The sequence below is a fragment of the Rhodococcus sp. 1168 genome (assembly GCF_002091955.1).
In the GTDB taxonomy this organism is placed as follows: Bacteria; Actinomycetota; Actinomycetes; order Mycobacteriales; family Mycobacteriaceae; genus Rhodococcoides.
In genome coordinates, this window is sequence record NZ_MKKY01000091.1 from 135,166 (window position 1) to 152,435 (window position 17,270).

Below are 17,270 nucleotides of genomic sequence, written 5' to 3' on the forward strand. Positions count from 1 at the left end.
GGTAGGCCGCAGCCTGTGGCTTACAGAGCCGTGGCGACCTTCCAGGCCGTATGGATCGCACCCTCGATGTAATCGACCGAGACAGCGTCACCCACAACCTGCACATCGGCAACCACACCCGCCAGTGCTTCGGCGAGCGGTGCCTGCGCCGAGACGCCCGAAGCGACGACGACCATGGCGGCCGGCGCGGTCAACGTCTCGTCGCCGACTCGGAACTCGACGTGCTCCTTGGTGATTCGCTGAACCGTCGCGTTGCGGTGGATCACCACACCGTGCTCCTTGGCATGGCGAACTGCAGTCCAGCGACGCGGCATCGCCATCGGCACACCGAGCTGCTGGCCTTCTTCGAGCAAAGTCACATTCCGTCCACGCTCGGCCAAGAACTCCGCGAGCTCGAGCCCCACGAGCGAGCCACCGACCACTACGACGTTCTTGCCCATCGGCAGGAACTTGCGTGTCACGGCGCGGATGAGAGCAGGTCGCTTGGTGATGCCGGACAACTTACCCAGCTTGGCCATCGTCCGCAGGAACGGCGGCACCTGGGAAGTGTCACCGGCACCGGTCATCAAGGCACGCAACGTATCACCGGTATGCACGTGTGGGAGATCGCCACCGGGAACGGAGGGCCGCTCACGCACAGCACCGGTGGCAACGACGACCACGTCGGCGTCGAGCGCCTTGATGGAAGAGACCGTCGCCTCGGTGTTCAACCGGATATCGACGCCCAGCCGCGAGGTCTCCAATTCGAGCCACTTCAACAGGCGCCCGTTGTCCGGGGTCGTGAGGCTGGAGAACCACAGCGTGCCGCCGAGCCGATCGGCCTTGTCCACGACCGTAACTCGATGTCCACGCTCGGTGGCGACACGGGCAACCTCGAGCCCACCGGGGCCTGCCCCGACCACGACCACATGCTTCGGGGTGGCGGTACGCACCAACGGAAGCAGTGTTTCGTCACCGAGAGCCGGGTTGACCGCACACAGCGGCGTGTCATCCCAGAAGTTTTCCTGAACGCACACATAGCAATTGATGCACGGGCGAATCTGCTCGGGCGTTCCGGCAGCGAGTTTGTTCACCAAATCCGGATCAGCGAGCAACTGGCGACCCATCGCCGCGAAATCGGCCTTACCTTCGGCGATTGCCTTCTCCCCCACCTCGGGCAGCACCCGGCCGACCGTGATCACCGGGATGGATACAGCGTTCTTGACCTCGCCTGCCAGTTCGACATAGGCACCGACCTTGTCGGGCAGCGGGCCGTCAGTGAAGTTCGAGAAGGCGTTGCGGCCCCAACCGGTGACATGTATGGCGTCGGCGCCGGCCGCCTCGAACAGCTTCGACGCAGCTACAGCTTCCTCGGTGGTCAAACCGTCGTCTTCACCGAACTCCCGTCCTGCGACGCGAATCAGGATCGCCAACGAATCGCCGACCTCCGCCCTCACCGCGCGGATGACCTCGACCGCCAACCGTGCCCGATTCTCGAGCGAACCGCCGTATCCATCGGTGCGCTTGTTGTCTGCCCGGCTCAGGAATCCACCGAGGACATAGCCGTGCGCGCAGTGAATCTCGACGGCGTCGCCGCCCGCCGCCTTCACACGACCCGCGGCCTCTGCGAAGCAGCGCACCAGCCAGTCGATGTCGTCCTGGGTGGCCTCGTGATAAGTGGGCGCCTTGCCACCGGAGACCGCCGCCATCCTCTGCAGCTCTGCGGGGGTGTTGTCTGCCAGAGCGGACATGTCGCGCGGCGCCTCAGGCGTCGACGGGACCAACATCGGGCGGTCCATGATGGTGTCGATCCGAGCGATCCGGCCGTGGTGTGTCATCTGGACACAGAGCTTGCTACCGGTGTCGTGCACGGCGTCAGCGAGGGCTTTGAGGCCTGGAATGAACCGATCTTCGGATAGACCCGGTTCCTTGGTGCTGGCGCATCCCACCGGGTAGGCGACAGCGCAGCACCCGGTGATGATCAGCCCTGTGCCACCGGCCGAGCGAGCGACGAAGTGGTCGATGTCGCCCTTTTCGATTTCACCGTCTTCGCAGAGGTTCATGTCCATTGCAGGCAGAACGACGCGGTTCGGAACGGTCATAGGACCGATGGTCCCGGAGGCGAGAAGGTGCGGGAAGGTTTGGTTGCGGTTCACAAATAGACGATACGTCGTCTCGCACCGTGAGAACGACGCGTTCTCGATGACCGGGACCTGCTAGGGTGTGACCCTCGAGACACCGGCTGTCGCGTTCAGAGCGAGTTCACCCCAGACGCCTCTCAGGCCTTACTCAGACAGCTTTCAGGCCTTACTCAAAACGAAGACCGGTATCTCTCGATCTGTCTTCTTCTGGTAATCCGCGTAGTCGGGGTACGCCGCAACGGCGCGCTCCCACCACACCGCTTTGTCCTCGCCGATGACCTCCCGCGCTACGTAGTCGGCCTTGTCCGTACCGTCCTGCAATTCGACATCAGGATCGGCCACCACGTTGTAGTACCAGACCGGGTGCTTCGGGGCTCCACCCAATGACGCGACGACGGCATACTCACCGTCGTGCTCGACCCTCATCAAAGGTGTCTTACGGAGCTTGCCCGTCTTGTTCCCCTTGGTGGTCAGCAGAACCACCGGCATCCCGTTCATGGATGCCCCTCGAGTGCCCCCGACGCCTCGATGAGTTCGGCCTGCTTACGGGCCCAGTCGGAGGTGCTCGGTTCGTATTCCCCTGTCAACGGCATGGCGTCAAGTCAACACCTACTCGGGCCGCCATGCCACCCGTGCCGACTTACTTCCCGGTTGCACGATGACAGGGAATACCCGACACCGAAGTTCGGTAGTCCGAAACCTTGGGTACGTATAACCTGAACGAGAATAGGATTTCCTCCGATTGGAGCAACGAGATGACCCACGCCGAGACGACAGCCGGTACGCGTACGCGCTTGCGCACTGTGGATATCGCCGGCACACCGTGGCCGGTGTACAAGCTCGAAGCTCTAGCCGTAGGCGTTCTGGTGTTCCTCGGCGCACTGGCACTGACTGCTCCCCTGCAGGTAGCCGTGCTCGGTAGCGCAGGCGCGACGGTCCTCGCGTGGTGGTCCTTAAGACTTGCGGAAGCGGTCAGCCTGTCAAGCAGCCAGGACCGAACAGCGCCTTCAAATCACCCATCAACGCCGACGTCGGGGTAACCCGCAGACTGTCGTCGAGCTTCATTGCGGTCACCTTGTCTCCGCTCACCAGACGCAGATGCACATCCGAAGTACCCGGGTGAGACATCAATATCTTCTTCAGTGCACCGACTTTGTCCGCCGTGCACTGACGGGTCGGAAGGCTGACGGCCAATGGCTTCGCAACTCCGACAGCCGAGAGATCCGGTACCGCGAGATCGTTGGCGATCAGTGAAATCCGATCGTCACGCACCGATACTCGCCCCTTGACCAGTACCACGGAGTCTTCGGTCACATCTGCGCCGAAGACCGAATACGCCTGCGGGAAGAACAGCACCTCGATGCCGCCGACAAGGTCTTCCAGTTGCGCCGATGCCCAGGTAAGGCCGTTCTTGTTGACGCGCCGGTTGACCGAGGCGAGAATTCCGCCGATGGTGACCTGGGTGCCGTCCTTGACATCGCCTTCGAGAATCGCCGGAATGTTGGTGTCCGACTGCGCATTCAACATGTGCTCGACACCCAACAGCGGGTGACCGGACACATAGAGACCGAGCATTTCTCGTTCGAGTGCCAGACGATGCTTCGAATCCCACTCCTCGTCCGGAACACGCACGTTGAACACCGCCGAGATCGACTCGTCGGCGTCCTCGCCGCCGAAGAGATCGAACTGCCCGATAGCCTCGGCCTTCTTGGTGCCCATCACCGCATCGATAGCGTCGGCGTGAATGAGCATCAACCCTTTTCGAGGGTGGTCCAGTGAATCGAAGGCGCCCGCCTTGATGAGCGACTCGGTGACCTTCTTGCTGCATGCAACCGCATCGATCTTCTGGAGATAGTCGGAGAAATCGGTGTACTTCGACTTCTCCGACCTCGCACGAAGAATGGAAGCCACCACATTGGTGCCGACGTTACGCACTGCGCCGAGACCGAAACGAATGTCCGTGCCGACGGAGGCGAAGTTGAGTTCGGATTCGTTGACGTCCGGCGGCAACACGGTGATACCGAGCTTGCGGCAGTCGGCCAGATACAGCGCTGCCTTGTCCTTGTCGTCGCCGACGCTGGTAAGAAGCCCTGCCATGTATTCGGCGGGGTAGTTCGCCTTCAGATACGCCGTCCAGTAGGACACCAGACCGTAACCGGCGGAGTGCGACTTGTTGAACGCGTAACCGGCGAACGGCAGGACCGTATCCCACAGCGCCTTGATAGCTGCCTCGGAAAAACTGTTGTCCAGCATGCCCTGTCGGAAACCGGCATATGCCTTCTCCAGCTCCGAAAGCTTTTTCTTACCCATCGCCCGACGCAGCAGGTCGGCCTGGCCGAGCGAGTACCCGGCCACCTTCTGCGCCAACTGCATGATCTGCTCCTGGTACACGACCAGGCCGTAGGTTTCGCCGAGAATCACCTTGAGTGGTTCTTCGAGTTCGGCGTGGATGGGCTTGACCTCTTGTCGAGCATTCTTACGATCTGCGTAATCGTTGTGCGAGTTCATCCCCATCGGGCCCGGGCGGTACAACGCGAGAACTGCGACGATGTCCTCGAATCCGGTGGGCTGCATGCGTCGGAGCAGGTCTCGCATTGCACTGCCGTCGAGCTGAAACACGCCGAGAGTGTCACCGCGCGAGAGCAATTCGAACGTCGCCGGATCATCGAGCGGCAACGCATCGAGATCGATGTCGATACCTCGGTTGGCCTTGATGTTCTCGATTGCATCACCGATGACAGTCAGGTTTCGCAGACCGAGGAAGTCCATCTTGAGTAGGCCGATCGCCTCACACGACGGGTAGTCCCAGCCGGTGATGATCGCGCCGTCCTGCGCACGCTTCCAGACCGGGATCGCGTCGGTGAGCGGCTCGGAGGACATGATCACCGCGCAGGCGTGCACGCCCGCGTTGCGGATCAGCCCTTCGAGACCCTTGGCCGTTTTGTAGATCGTCGCGACGTCGGGATTGGAATCGATGAGCGCACGAACTTCGGTAGCTTCCTTGTACCGCTCGTGCGCCGGATCGGTGATCCCGGCAACCGAGATGTCCTTGGCCATGATGGGAGGTGGAAGCGCCTTGGTGATCTGATCGGCGATACCGAACCCTGGCTGCCCGAACTGAACACGTGCGGCATCCTTGATAGCGGCCTTCGTCTTGATGGTTCCGAAGGTGATGACCTGAGCGACGCGGTCGCTGCCCCACTTTTCGGTCGCATAACGCACCATCTCACCGCGTCGGCGATCATCGAAGTCGATATCGATATCGGGCATCGACACGCGCTCGGGGTTCAGGAACCGCTCGAACAACAGTCCGTGCGGAAGCGGATCGATGTTGGTGATCCCCATCGAGTACGCCACGAGGGAGCCTGCAGCCGAGCCACGGCCGGGCCCTACTCGGATGCCGACGGCCTTTGCGTGATTGATGAGGTCTCCGACGACGAGGAAGTACGCCGGGAACCCCATTTCGAGGATGACGCCGATCTCGTATTCGGCCCGGGCGAGGTATTCCTCGGTCGGGCCGTCAGGGAAACGGCGGTCCAGCCCGGTCATGACCTCGTGCCGAAGCCAGGTTCCCTGGGTGTGTCCTTCGGGGACAGGGAAGATCGGCATCCGGTCACGGTGCGCCCACACGTCGTCGTAAGGCTGGACGCGCTCGGCGATGGCAAGCGTGCTGTCGCAGGCCCCAGGGACCTGGTCGTCCCATAGTTCGCGCATTTCTGCTGCCGACTTGAGGTAGTAGCCGTCGCCGTCGAACTTGAAGCGGGTGGGATCGCTGAGAGTCTTGCCCGTCTGAATGCACAGCAGCGCCTCGTGATTGACCGCTGCGTCTTTGGTGACGTAATGGCAGTCGTTCGTGGCGAGGGGCGGGATCGAGAGCTTCTTGCTGATCTCGAGCAGGCCTTCGCGGACTCGGCGCTCGATCGACAACCCGTGGTCCATCAACTCGACGAAGAAGTTCTCCGGGCCCCAGATTTCCTGCCACTTGGCGGCAGCCTCCATCGCCTCGCGATCCTGACCGAGCCGAAGTCGCGTCTGCACCTCACCCGACGGACACCCGGTGGTGGCGATGATGCCTTCCGCATGGGTGGCGATGAGCTCTTCGTCCATCCGTGCCCACTTGCCCAATTGGCCCTCGATGGATGCCAGCGAGGACAACTTGAACAGGTTGCGCAGACCGGTGGCATTCTCGGCGACCATCGTCATGTGGGTGTACGCACCGCTGCCGGACACGTCGTCGGACTTCTGACTCCGGTCGCCCCAGAGCACACGCTTCTTGTTGAATCTCGACTCGGGCGCAACATACGCCTCGATGCCGATGATCGGCTTGATGCCCGCCTTCTTGGCCTCGTTGTAGAACTCGCTCGCGCCGTACATATTGCCGTGGTCGGTCATCCCAACCGCGGTCATCCCCAAGCGTCCGGCCTCGGCGAACATCGGCGCGATCTTCGCGGCCCCGTCGAGCATCGAGTACTCGGTGTGGTTATGCAGATGAACGAACGAGTCAGCCACGAACATGTCTCCTGAAGGTCGAACTGAGTGTGAATCTCGGTGGAAAGTCTCGGGCAGTGCCAATCGCGTCAGCGGGAAGGATCTATACCGAAGCACACCCACTCTAAGCGTTCGAACCAAGAAGATTTTCTACGCTGTCGGTGTGTCCTGAGGAACGATGACCGTGTCCTGCCGCTCTCGAGACAGGTGTGACGAAAGCGACGGGAATCGCCATCATCTTGGCGGGGGTACGGGCCCGTCGTCAGGAAGGGGCCCCACGGCGGAAATGAATTCGGGAAGCAGCACACGCACCGCGAAGCGCCCGGCAATCGCGTCGGCAGGCAGCGCTTCGACCGCGCGTACTCCCTCGGTGTTCTCGATGGAAAGCAACGCCGGCGGAGTGGCACGGAGTACCGCGCCGACGACACAATCGCAGCCGGAGCCGAGCCGCGCGGCCGATGCGGCGTCGATCTGAGATTGACGGTCCCACTGCCCGGCGCTCATCCCGAGCCGCGACGCCGCGACGCTTTCGGCCCCCAGCACCGATTGCTCGCTCCCCGCAACACCGATGTCGATCACCTGGCTTTGCACGCGGTCCATCGGTACTCGCAGAAGCACCCGCGCAATCCGCTCACCGTCGGCAACTGCGACCAGCCGCTGCGGGGAAAGCGGCGTATCGAAAGAAACGAGAGCCCAACGCGGATTGTCGTCATCGACACCTCGCAGGGTCCCCCGCGCCATGTCGAGGTAATCCGACACCATCTCGCCGTTGTCCGGCCCGAGTCGATCGGTGTTCACCCCGGGGCGAGGAAGCGGATTCATCGCCCCGACCAACCAGAGCAGTCCCACCGCGACTGCCAGCAATACTCCAGACTCGAGTGCCCCGCCGAACCGTCTCATGCCTTGCGCAATACCTCCAGCGCGTGCTGAAGATCAGCGGGATACTCGCTTTCGATCTCGACCCACCGGCCGTCGGATGGGTGTGTGAACCCCAATGACTTGGCGTGCAGCCACTGACGCTCGAGCCCGAGCCGTGCTGCGAGTTTCGGGTCCGCACCGTACGTCAGGTCGCCACAGCAAGGATGCCGGAGCGCCGAGAAATGCACCCGAATCTGATGAGTGCGACCGGTCTCGAGGTGCACGTCCAACAAGCTCGCAGCCTGAAAAGCCTCGATCGTGTCGTAGTGCGTCACACTGGCTTTGCCGTCGGCACGTACCGCGAACTTCCAATCGTTGCTACCGTGACGCCCGATCGGAGCATCGATCGTCCCGCTGCTCGGGTCCGGATGTCCTTGCACCAGAGCGTGATACCGCTTGGAGATGGTGCGCTCCTTGAACGCGCGCTTGAGAACTGTGTACGCGCGCTCGGACGTGGCAACCATCATCACACCCGAGGTACCGACGTCGAGACGATGCACGATGCCCTGTCGCTCGTGCGACCCGGACGTCGAGATTCGGTACCCTGCGGCGGCCAGCCCACCGATCACGGTAGGTCCGGTCCAGCCGACGCTTGCATGCGCAGCCACTCCGACCGGCTTGTCCACCGCGACGATATCGTCGTCGGCGTAGAGAATGGCCATTCCCGGGACCGGCTGCGCCACGACCGTCAACTCGCGGGCCGGCTCAGGCAGTTCGACCTCGAGCCACGTGCCTGCCGACAAGCGGTCGGATTTACCGACCTTGGCGCCGTCGACAACCACCGAGCCCTCTTCCGCGAGCGTGGCCACCACGGTCCTGGAGAAGCCGAGCAACCGAGAGACGCCGGCATCGACACGCATGCCGTCGAGTCCGTCGGGAACCGGCATCGAACGCGATTCTCTCATTTCTCCACTGCCGTCGTCGCTGTGACGTTTTTCTTCGACTCGGTACGCCGACCGTTCGGTTCGAGCCCGAACAGGCTCAACACGACCAGAAGAATTGCGCCGCACACGATCGAGGAGTCGGCGACGTTGAACACCGGCCACCACCCCACCGACACGAAATCGACCACATGCCCTTGCAACGGCCCTGGGGAACGAAAGAAGCGATCGATGAGGTTTCCGAGCGCACCACCGAGAACGAGGCCGAGGCCGAGGGCCCACCACGGCGAACGCAACGTCCGTCCGATCCGAATCACGCCGATCACGACGCACACCGCCACGATGGTGAGCAACCAGGTCATGCCGGTTGCCATGGAGAACGCGGCGCCAGGGTTACGCACCAGGCGCAAGGTGACGACGTCACCGAAAATCTCGACCGGTCTGCCCGGCGAAACCCAATGGACAACGGCGATCTTGGTTGCGAGGTCGAAAGCGAGCACGACGAACGCGATCACAACCAGCATCCGGGTCCGCAGCGGCTTGTCGGGCACGCCTTCCGACTTCGTCGATTCCGCAGGGATATGCGCGCCTGTCTGCGCAGAGTCGGGCTTGTCGGCAGTACTGTCGGGGCTGGTCGGATCGGTAGGGCGGTCTTCACTCACACCCCCATCATGTCGCATCGAGACCTCGCACCACGCATCCGGACCGGCGGCGACCACTCTCGCGGGCGCCATGTCCGTAATCTGGGTGCCGTGATCTCGACTTCCGAAACCTCCGTACGACGTCTACGCGGACTTGCCGCCGTCGCCGCAATCGCCACTCTCATGACGGCGTGCACCTCCTCCGGGGAGGACATGTCGTCGGCAACGAGCCCGTCCCCTACCTCCGGCGTTTCGCTGCCCGTCACTCCGGTGACGACAACTCTGTTGGACCCGGGTGCGGAACCACGATCGACCGTCAGGTCCGTGCGCAGCGGTGATCAGACGGTTCAACTCTCCACCCGTTCGGCGGTGACTCAGCAGATCGACGATCAGGCAGTGCAGGACTTCTCTACTCCAGAGCTCACCCTGCCGTTGACCGCGACAGACATGAACTCCTCCGACACGGTGAACCTTCGCGTCGGCACGGCGACGTCGGCAGATCAACGACTCACCGACGCGTTGGCGCCTGCGGAAGGTTCGGCTGCCGGCTTGACCATGACCGATACCGGGGCGATCACCGCGCTGAGGATCACTCCGTCGGACGAGACACAGGATTCAGCGCGTGCGGCTATCGAACAGGCGCTGAACCAGGCCGTGTACAGGTCGGTCTCGTATCCGGAGGCCGAGATCGGCGTCGGCGCAGTGTGGACCGTAGAACAGCAGGTCATCAGCGGAGTGACGCTGAACCAGGTGACGACCGCAACGCTGAGATCACGGGACGGCGACCGCCTGACCATCGACCTGCGGATCGAACAGACACCCGAGTCGACCACGCTGGAGCTGCCCGAAGACGCTGGCTCGCTGGCCATCGATTCCTACACCATGACGGGAACGGGAACCCTCGAGGTCGACGCAGGCAAACCACTTCCGTTGTCGGGTGAGGTCACGGTCGGTGGCAAACAGCAGTACAGCGACCCCGAAGGATCGACCGTGCTGCGTCAGGACATCAGCGACACCGTTCGATGGACCACGCCATGATCTCGCGTCCACTGCTGCTCACTGCTCTGGCCGCCGCGACGGCGTTGTCGGCCGCTGCCTGCGGTGGGTCCGATACCGCGCCCGATGACGCACCGAAGGTCACACTCGGCCCGGTTGTCGCCGCACCCGATCCCTTGTTGGGATCACCGATCACCGATTCGGCGGCGCTACAGTCGGCGATGCTCACCATGGATCTACTTCCCGACGGGTTTGCCCCGATTCCCGACCCGGTCCGAGATCTCGGTATGGATCCGGCGCCCGAGTACGACGCACCGGACCGCTCGGGCACCGATCCGCAAGCCTGCGGCAACGTAGTCGCACCGATCGAGCAACAGCTGCCCGGCGCATCCGCTGGGGCCGACGTGCGCTACTCGGGTCCGAACTTCTCCTCATTGGACGAGGACGCGGCGAGCTTCCCCGGCCGCGGGGCAGCAGAGGCCTTCACTGCACTTCAAAACACTTTCGCGGAGTGCACCGAGTACTCCGGAACCGATGCGGATGGGGTGCGCGTCGACTATCGACTCGAAGGTCGCGAGCAGAACACCATCGGCGACGCGTCGATCTCGGTGCGCCTGACCATCGACAGTGGCGGTTACACACTGGTATCGGACGTCGTGGTTGCCGTGGTCGATTCAACGGTCGTGCAACTTGTCGGGACCGGACAGGAAGCCTTCGATCCAGCGCTGATGACAGAGCTGGCCACGACGGCGGTGGATCGGATCAGAGGCGCCGACCGAGGCGTATGAGACGACGCGTGCGCGATACCTCTTCGGGCACCTCATCCCGGACACGCAAATGCCGGTGCCGTCCCGCGTGGGACGACACCGGCATTTATCCGATCGGGTGCTACGAGATCAAGCGCACGCGGGAGATGACAGCTGCGCGAGCTGCACCAGGCCACACGCGTTGTCCTTGGACAGCTTCCACTTTCCGTCTTCGGCGACGAAGGTGAAGTTGCCGGGGTTGGCCTGACCGTTGATGGTCAGCGTTGCGCCTGCGTTGAGCGTGCCGTCACCCAAGTCGTCGACACTGGTGAGCTGAATGTCAGCACCGTTCGCCACAGCGGCGGCCGCGACCTGGTTGATGAGGTCGGGATCGGCCTCTGCACCCTGGATGAGTTCGGCCTTCTCCTCCACCGGGACGGCAGGGTCGAGCCCGCGACGCAGTTCCGCGTTGAGTTCCTCCGGCGTCGGAACCGGCGGGTAGTCGCTGCTCGCGTCGGGTGCTGCTGAAGCGGAAGATGTCTTGGCAGTGGTGGTGGTTGCGTTGTCGCTGCCATCGTCCGATCCGCACGCTGTCATCGTGAACGCTGCGGCGATCGCGATGCCTGCGACCATGGCCTTGCGGGTGTTACGAAGCTTCAAGTGCTTGTTCCTTTTCACTCTGATCGCCAGCGATCACTGTCGATCACTGCGGGTTCAACTTGTCATAGTTCGTCTCGGGTGCCCCACTATGCCATCCGAAATCTCGCACGGCCAGATTCGGGTACCGACCGGTAGGAAATCGCGTCATCGGAGACTGTCGAGCGCATCCGCTAGGCGGAGCATCTCATCCCCCTCGGTAAAGGTGCGGGCCCTGCCCGGTCCGGAAGATCGGGTCTCGAAACGAACAGTCACCACGGAATGGCCTGCCCCCTGTACCCATCCGTGTCCGTAGTCAGGATGCCTTACATCCATCCCGGGATACCACCTCGGGCTCGGTTCCGTCGCGACAGACACCGGGTCCGGTGTGGTCCTCGCATCGTCGAGCACATCGTCCGCGTGGTAGTCGAGTTCAGGAAACAGCGAGCCCTGCTGCACGGTCGACAACCCGGCCAAACCCACTCCTACCAAGCGAATAGGGCCCAGTTCCACCGGGTCGAGCACCAGTCGCTGGGCCGCGGCAACGATCGTCTGCTTGTCGACGGTTGCGTATGGAAGGGTCACCGAGCGCGTAAGGATACTCATGTCTGCTTTACGTAATTTCAGGACGACAGTTCGAGCGCCTCGGCCGTCCTTGCACAACCTGCGGTGGGCGGCGTCGCCACTCGATTCCACCGCGGCGCGCAGCTGGGCCAACGTCACCAGATCATGTGCGAACGTAGTTTCGGCGCTGACCTGCTTCGCTTCGGCTCGCTCGGCCACAGCGCGATCGTCGACTCCACGCGCAAGTCGGTGCAAGCTCGGTCCGACCGTCGCCCCGAGAATCGAGGCAACCTCCGATTCCGAAGTGGAGACGAAGGTGCCGATCGTGTCGATCCCGAGCCTGCGAAGCTTCTCCTCCGCCACCGGACCTATCCCCCACAGCTTGCGTACGGGTAAGGCCGCCATCAACTCCGTCTGCTCGTGCGGAGTGACGACCTTGACACCATCCGGCTTGGCGAGACCGGATGCAATTTTCGCAATCTGTTTTCCGGTACCCGCGCCGATCGACGCCACCAAGCCGGTTTCCGCCCGCACCAGAGTCCTCAGTGACTCGCAGAAGTCGAGTACCTCTGCCGACGTCGCGCCCGCAAGCTCGGACGGCTCCCCGAACGCCTCGTCCATCGACAACTGTTCCAAGATCGGCATCGGAGTACGTAGAGCGTCGAACACTCGGCGACTGAGCGCCTGATACAAGGAACCTCGGGGCGGCAACACGACGGCACCTCCCCCGACGAGCCGTCGTGCCTGATGCATGGGCATGGCCGAGCGAGCACCGAAAACTCGCGCTTCATAACTGCATCCGGCAACGACCCCGCGCCCACCGGCACCACCGACCAGGACCGGCCTACCCCGCAACGTGGGACGGGTCAGCTGCTCGACAGATGCAAAGAACGCATCCATGTCGAGATGCAGGACCCATCGCGCGCTGCGAGAATCCGTCATGAGCGATGAACCCCGCGCGGATCACGACACTCCAACGCTCTCTCCCCCGGCCGGTCTCTCACTCTTGGCTGAGCTCGAAGCCCAACGACGCTGCCGCCCGCTCTGGTGACGGATCGCGCCACAGTTCGCCGTAGGCCTCGTTCGCGGCCAGTGACCTGGTGACGGCTTTGTCGATATATACCGTGCCGTCGAGGTGATCGGTCTCATGCGCCACGATCCGTGCCGGCCACCCGCGAAATACCTCGTCGATCTCCCTGCCGTTCGAATCGAGACATTCGAGCCGAACGGCAGCAGGACGCGAAACGACTGCTTGATACCCGGGGACCGACAGACACCCCTCGAAGAACGAGCGTCGAGCATCCCCGATAGCGGTGTACGTGGGATTGACGACAACACGAAACGGCAGCGGGGTGCGCTCGCGCGCCTCCGCCATCTCCGGGTCCACCTCGTACATGTCCTCGATCACCGCTATCCGCAGCGGAATACCGATCTGCGGAGCAGCCAATCCCACCCCCGGCGCATCGTGCATCGTCGCCCGCATGACCTCGACGAGCCGCTCGAGTGTTCGGACCTCGAGTTGATCGATCAACGGCGCGGCCGAAGCCCGAAGCACCGGTTCACCGACGACCATGATCGGGACGACGCCACCGCGAGCCGAGGAGAGAATCTCGCGGACAGCGTCTTCCATCGATGCGGCTGCCGTCATCGCGCCCGGCTCACCAACGCGCGCACGCCCTCGCCCAACTCGATCGCGTCCGGGCCCGGATCCCCATTTACCAAGGTAAGCGCAAGGACCTCACCCTTGATGAGTTCCCGGTGGGTGTCGAGCCAGTCGCGTCGATCAGCCGGCACCTCGACGACGATATCGATTCGATCCGACACCTCCAGCCCGAGGTTACGGCGCGCATCCTGGAATTCACGGATGCGATCCTTCGCCCAACCCTCGGCTTCGAGTTCGGCTGTGACATTCGAGTCGAGCACGACCAGTCCTGCGTTTCCGGGCAACGCAGCCGTCGAATCAGGTTCGGCAGCAACCAATTTGCGGGTGTACTCGGAGGACAACAACTCGATGCCCGCGGCGCTGACGACACCGTTCGCGTCCTCGGACCATTCACCGGCCTTGACGGCCTTGATGACCTTCTGAACGTCCTTACCGATGCGAGGGCCTGCCGCACGAGCGTTGACGACGAGTTCGAACTTGCCGTGCACAGCGACGTCGTCGGTCAGATCCACCTTCTTGACATTGACCTCGTCCGCGATGATGTCGGCGTATGGACGCAACCGCTCCGCGTTCTCGGCAGCGACGGTGACCTCGGGCAGCGGCAAGCGCACGCGAAGATTCTGCGCCTTGCGTAGACCGAGCACGGTGGAGCAGATGGTTCGAACCTCGTCCATGGAATCGACGAGTTCAGGATCCGACGGCAGCTCACCCGCGTCGGGCCAATCCATCAGATGCACCGAACGCCCGCCGGTAAGGCCACGCCAGACGACTTCACTGATCAACGGCAGAAGCGGAGCCGCGATCCGCGTCAGAACTTCCAGCACTGTGTGGAGCGTGTCGATTGCATCGACGTTCTCACTCCAGAACCTCGAACGCGAACGTCGCACATACCAATTGGTCAAAGCATCGCAGAATACGCGGAGTTCGTCGCACGCACCTGCGATGTCGTTGCCCTCCAACGCATCGGTGATCGCATCGCGAGTCGCAGCCAGCTTCGCAAGCACGTACCGATCGAGAACGTGCGGCGAATCAGTACGCCACGTGCCCGGCTTGTCCGCGTACAACTGCAAGAAGCTCCACGCGTTCCAGATCGGCAGCAAGGCCTGACGAACGCCCTCGCGGATACCCTGCTCGGTCACAACGAGATTTCCGCCTCGAAGGATCGGAGAAGACATCAGGAACCACCGCATGGCATCGGAGCCGTCCCTGTCGAACACTTCCTTCACATCCGGATAGTTCCCCTTGGACTTGCTCATCTTCAAGCCGTCGTCACCGAGGACGATCCCGTGTGCTGCAACAGTTTTGAAGGCAGGCCTATCGAACAGCGCCGTCGCCAACACATGCAGCGTGTAAAACCATCCACGCGTCTGACCGTTGTACTCGACGATGAAATCGCCGGGGTTGTGAGTGGCGAACCACTCCTCGTTCTCGAACGGAAAGTGCACCTGCGCGTACGGCATCGAACCGGACTCGAACCAGCAGTCCAATACCTCCGGAACGCGCCGCATGGTCGAGTTGCCGGTCGGGTCATCGGGATTCGGCCGCGTCAGATCGTCGATGTAAGGACGATGAAGATCGGTCGGGCGCACCCCGAAATCGCGCTCGAGATCATCGAGGCTGCCATAGACGTCGAGCCTCGGATACGCCGGATCGTCCGAGGTCCACACCGGAATAGGACTGCCCCAGTAACGGTTTCGGCTGATGTTCCAGTCACGTGCACCCGCGAGCCACTTACCGAACTGCCCGTCCTTGATATGTTCGGGGACCCACGTGATCTCCTGGTTCAACTCGACCATGCGATCGCGGAACTTGGTCACCGCCACGAACCACGACGGAACCGCCATGTAGATGAGCGGCTGACCACTCCGCCAACTATGCGGGTAGGAGTGCTCGATCGTCTCGTGACGCAGCAACCGTCCCGATGCCTTCAGATCCTTGATGATGACGGGGTTCGCATCGAACACCATCAGGCCCTCGTACGGCGGCACCATCGAGGTGAACTTTCCACCCGGATCGAGCGGTTGCACCACCTCGATACCATTGGCCGTCGCAACGTCCATGTCCTCTTCACCGAACGCGGGCGCCAAGTGCACGATTCCGGTACCGGAATCGGTAGTCACGTAGTCGGCGGACAGTACGCGATGCGAGTTGGGATGTCCGATGAAAAAGTCGAACGGAGGCGTGTACTTCAGCCCGACGAGATCGGCACCGGTGTGCTCGGACAACACCGTCGGGTTCTCCCCCAGCTCCCGGGCGTAATGAGCCACACGATCACGAGCGAGTACGACGCGTCCGCATTCTCCGTCCTCGACCTGTACGTACTCGATGTCCGGACGCACCGCCATCGCGAGATTCGACGGGATCGTCCACGGTGTCGTCGTCCAGATCAATGCGTCGGCCCCGTCGAGTGGCGAACCCGGCGCGGAGAGTGCCATTCGGACGGTGACGGCCGGATCCTGACGCATCTTGTATGCGTCGTCGAGGCGCGTCTCCTGGTTCGACAAGGGCGTCTGCTCGTACCAGGAGTACGGAAGAACTCGGAAGCCCTGGTAGATGAGCCCTTTGTCGTGAAGCGTCTTGAACGCCCACATCACCGACTCCATGAAGTCGAGGTCGAGGGTCTTGTAGTCGTTGTCGAAGTCGACCCAGCGCGCCTGACGGGTCACGTAGTCGCGCCATTCGTCGGTGTACTGCAGGACCGACTGCTTGCAATACGCGTTGAACTTCGCCAAACCCATCTCGTCGATCTCGGACTTGTCCTTGATCCCGAGCTGCTTCTCGGCTTCGAGTTCAGCCGGCAACCCATGACAGTCCCAGCCGAATCGCCGCTCGACCTTCATACCTCGCATCGTCTGGAAGCGAGGTACGAGATCCTTGACATATCCGGTCAGAAGGTGGCCGTAGTGCGGCAATCCGTTGGCGAACGGAGGTCCGTCGTAGAAGACGAACTCTTCGGCGCCCTCTCGGTTGTCCACGCTGGCGCGGAAGGTTCCATCGGCAGCCCAGGCGTCGAGAACCTTCTTCTCGAGATCGGGGAACGATACGCTGCCGGCTTTCGTGCCGTAGATGTCGACAAGCGGGTAGGAATCGCGTGTCGATGTGTGATCGTCGGTCATGGTGACTCCTCGTGCCCTCCGCTCGTGTGAGCGGAACGTAGTCGGCACGGGGACGATGTCCGACGTGTCTTTACGTCGGTACCGCGGTACCACCCCGTTTGCACCGGATTCGCCCGCACAGGAACGATCCGATGCCACTCACACGGGCTGTAACGGGCCCACCCGTTCGGTTCTACTGAGCAAGCCCGTGAGGGCTTGTCGTTCTTCCGAAGACTCCCCGGTGATTGCCGGATCAACGCCTGACTTCTTTCGATCGAACTTCCAGACCAGCTGCAGCTCACGAACTAACGCTTGGGCGGGGCCGAATGATCGGGAGGAACCTTCCTACCGGTCAATGCGCCCACCAGCAACAGAACCGCACCCAGTACGCACACTGCGATACAACCCCAAGCCCAGATCACCGAGCCGGTCATCAAAGCAGTCACCAGCAAGGCAAACCCCGCTGCCGCCGCACACAGCGTCAGTACAAGCACAACACACCTCGTTCCGGATGCGCCGGCA

13 protein-coding genes and 1 pseudogene are annotated in these 17,270 nt (G+C 62.6%); 3 read left to right on the plus strand and 11 right to left on the minus strand.

Annotation, left to right across the window (positions count from 1 at the left end; translation table 11 throughout):
- Nucleotides 1–20: 20 nt before the first annotated feature.
- Nucleotides 21–2,081, minus strand: a complete 2,061-nt coding sequence (locus tag BJI47_RS21395; RefSeq protein WP_088945882.1) for an FAD-dependent oxidoreductase — start codon at nucleotides 2,079–2,081, stop codon at nucleotides 21–23.
- 198 nt (nucleotides 2,082–2,279) lie between these two features.
- Nucleotides 2,280–2,713, minus strand: a pseudogene (locus BJI47_RS21400) (nitroreductase family deazaflavin-dependent oxidoreductase).
- Between the two features lie 162 nt (nucleotides 2,714–2,875).
- Here BJI47_RS21400 and BJI47_RS24825 point away from each other — a divergent pair.
- A complete protein-coding gene (locus BJI47_RS24825; protein ID WP_254900731.1) occupies nucleotides 2,876–3,160 on the plus strand; it encodes a hypothetical protein in 285 nt (94 codons plus the stop codon).
- Here the strand turns inward: BJI47_RS24825 and dnaE are convergent.
- The 4 genes from dnaE to lspA form a co-directional block, all read right to left on the minus strand.
- Nucleotides 3,093–6,629 (minus strand): DNA polymerase III subunit alpha, encoded by a 3,537-nt coding sequence (gene dnaE, locus BJI47_RS21410; RefSeq protein ID WP_088945883.1) that lies wholly within the window; start codon nucleotides 6,627–6,629, stop codon nucleotides 3,093–3,095. The genes BJI47_RS24825 and dnaE overlap by 68 nt on opposite strands.
- Before the next feature lie 213 nt (nucleotides 6,630–6,842).
- Entirely contained in the window at nucleotides 6,843–7,508 is a 666-nt protein-coding gene (locus tag BJI47_RS21415) for a hypothetical protein (RefSeq protein WP_088945606.1), read from the minus strand.
- Nucleotides 7,505–8,431, minus strand: coding sequence for an RluA family pseudouridine synthase (locus BJI47_RS21420; protein ID WP_088945607.1), 927 nt, complete (start codon nucleotides 8,429–8,431; stop codon nucleotides 7,505–7,507). The genes BJI47_RS21415 and BJI47_RS21420 overlap by 4 nt, the downstream gene beginning before the upstream one ends.
- Nucleotides 8,428–8,931, minus strand: a complete 504-nt coding sequence (gene lspA / locus BJI47_RS21425) for a signal peptidase II (protein WP_254900763.1) — start codon at nucleotides 8,929–8,931, stop codon at nucleotides 8,428–8,430. Before lspA ends, BJI47_RS21420 begins: the two co-directional genes overlap by 4 nt.
- Nucleotides 8,932–9,159: 228 nt before the next feature.
- On the opposite strand from lspA, the gene BJI47_RS21430 reads away from it, so the two are divergent.
- Both BJI47_RS21430 and BJI47_RS21435 read left to right on the plus strand, forming a co-directional pair.
- Nucleotides 9,160–10,086: a hypothetical protein gene (locus BJI47_RS21430; protein ID WP_368655915.1), complete on the plus strand. Its 927-nt coding sequence runs from the start codon at nucleotides 9,160–9,162 to the stop codon at nucleotides 10,084–10,086.
- Complete coding sequence (locus BJI47_RS21435) at nucleotides 10,083–10,832, plus strand: hypothetical protein (protein ID WP_254900732.1); 750 nt, start codon at nucleotides 10,083–10,085, stop codon at nucleotides 10,830–10,832. The genes BJI47_RS21430 and BJI47_RS21435 overlap by 4 nt, the downstream gene beginning before the upstream one ends.
- 108 nt (nucleotides 10,833–10,940) lie before the next feature.
- On the opposite strand, the gene BJI47_RS21440 is transcribed toward BJI47_RS21435, so the two are convergent.
- From BJI47_RS21440 to BJI47_RS21460, 5 genes are all read right to left on the minus strand, one after another.
- Nucleotides 10,941–11,450 carry a hypothetical protein gene (locus tag BJI47_RS21440; protein ID WP_088945886.1) on the minus strand — a complete coding sequence of 170 codons (510 nt, stop codon included), beginning with the start codon at nucleotides 11,448–11,450 and terminating at the stop codon, nucleotides 10,941–10,943.
- A gap of 144 nt (nucleotides 11,451–11,594) precedes the next feature.
- Nucleotides 11,595–12,932, minus strand: a complete 1,338-nt coding sequence (locus BJI47_RS21445; RefSeq protein WP_088945609.1) for a DNA polymerase IV — start codon at nucleotides 12,930–12,932, stop codon at nucleotides 11,595–11,597.
- A 58-nt stretch (nucleotides 12,933–12,990) separates the two neighbouring features.
- Complete coding sequence (locus BJI47_RS21450) at nucleotides 12,991–13,638, minus strand: peptide deformylase (protein ID WP_088945610.1); 648 nt, start codon at nucleotides 13,636–13,638, stop codon at nucleotides 12,991–12,993.
- Nucleotides 13,635–16,769: an isoleucine--tRNA ligase gene (gene ileS, locus BJI47_RS21455; protein ID WP_088945887.1), complete on the minus strand. Its 3,135-nt coding sequence runs from the start codon at nucleotides 16,767–16,769 to the stop codon at nucleotides 13,635–13,637. Before ileS ends, BJI47_RS21450 begins: the two co-directional genes overlap by 4 nt.
- A 284-nt stretch (nucleotides 16,770–17,053) precedes the next feature.
- Nucleotides 17,054–17,242: a hypothetical protein gene (locus BJI47_RS21460; RefSeq protein ID WP_088945611.1), complete on the minus strand. Its 189-nt coding sequence runs from the start codon at nucleotides 17,240–17,242 to the stop codon at nucleotides 17,054–17,056.
- Nucleotides 17,243–17,270 lie beyond the last annotated feature (28 nt).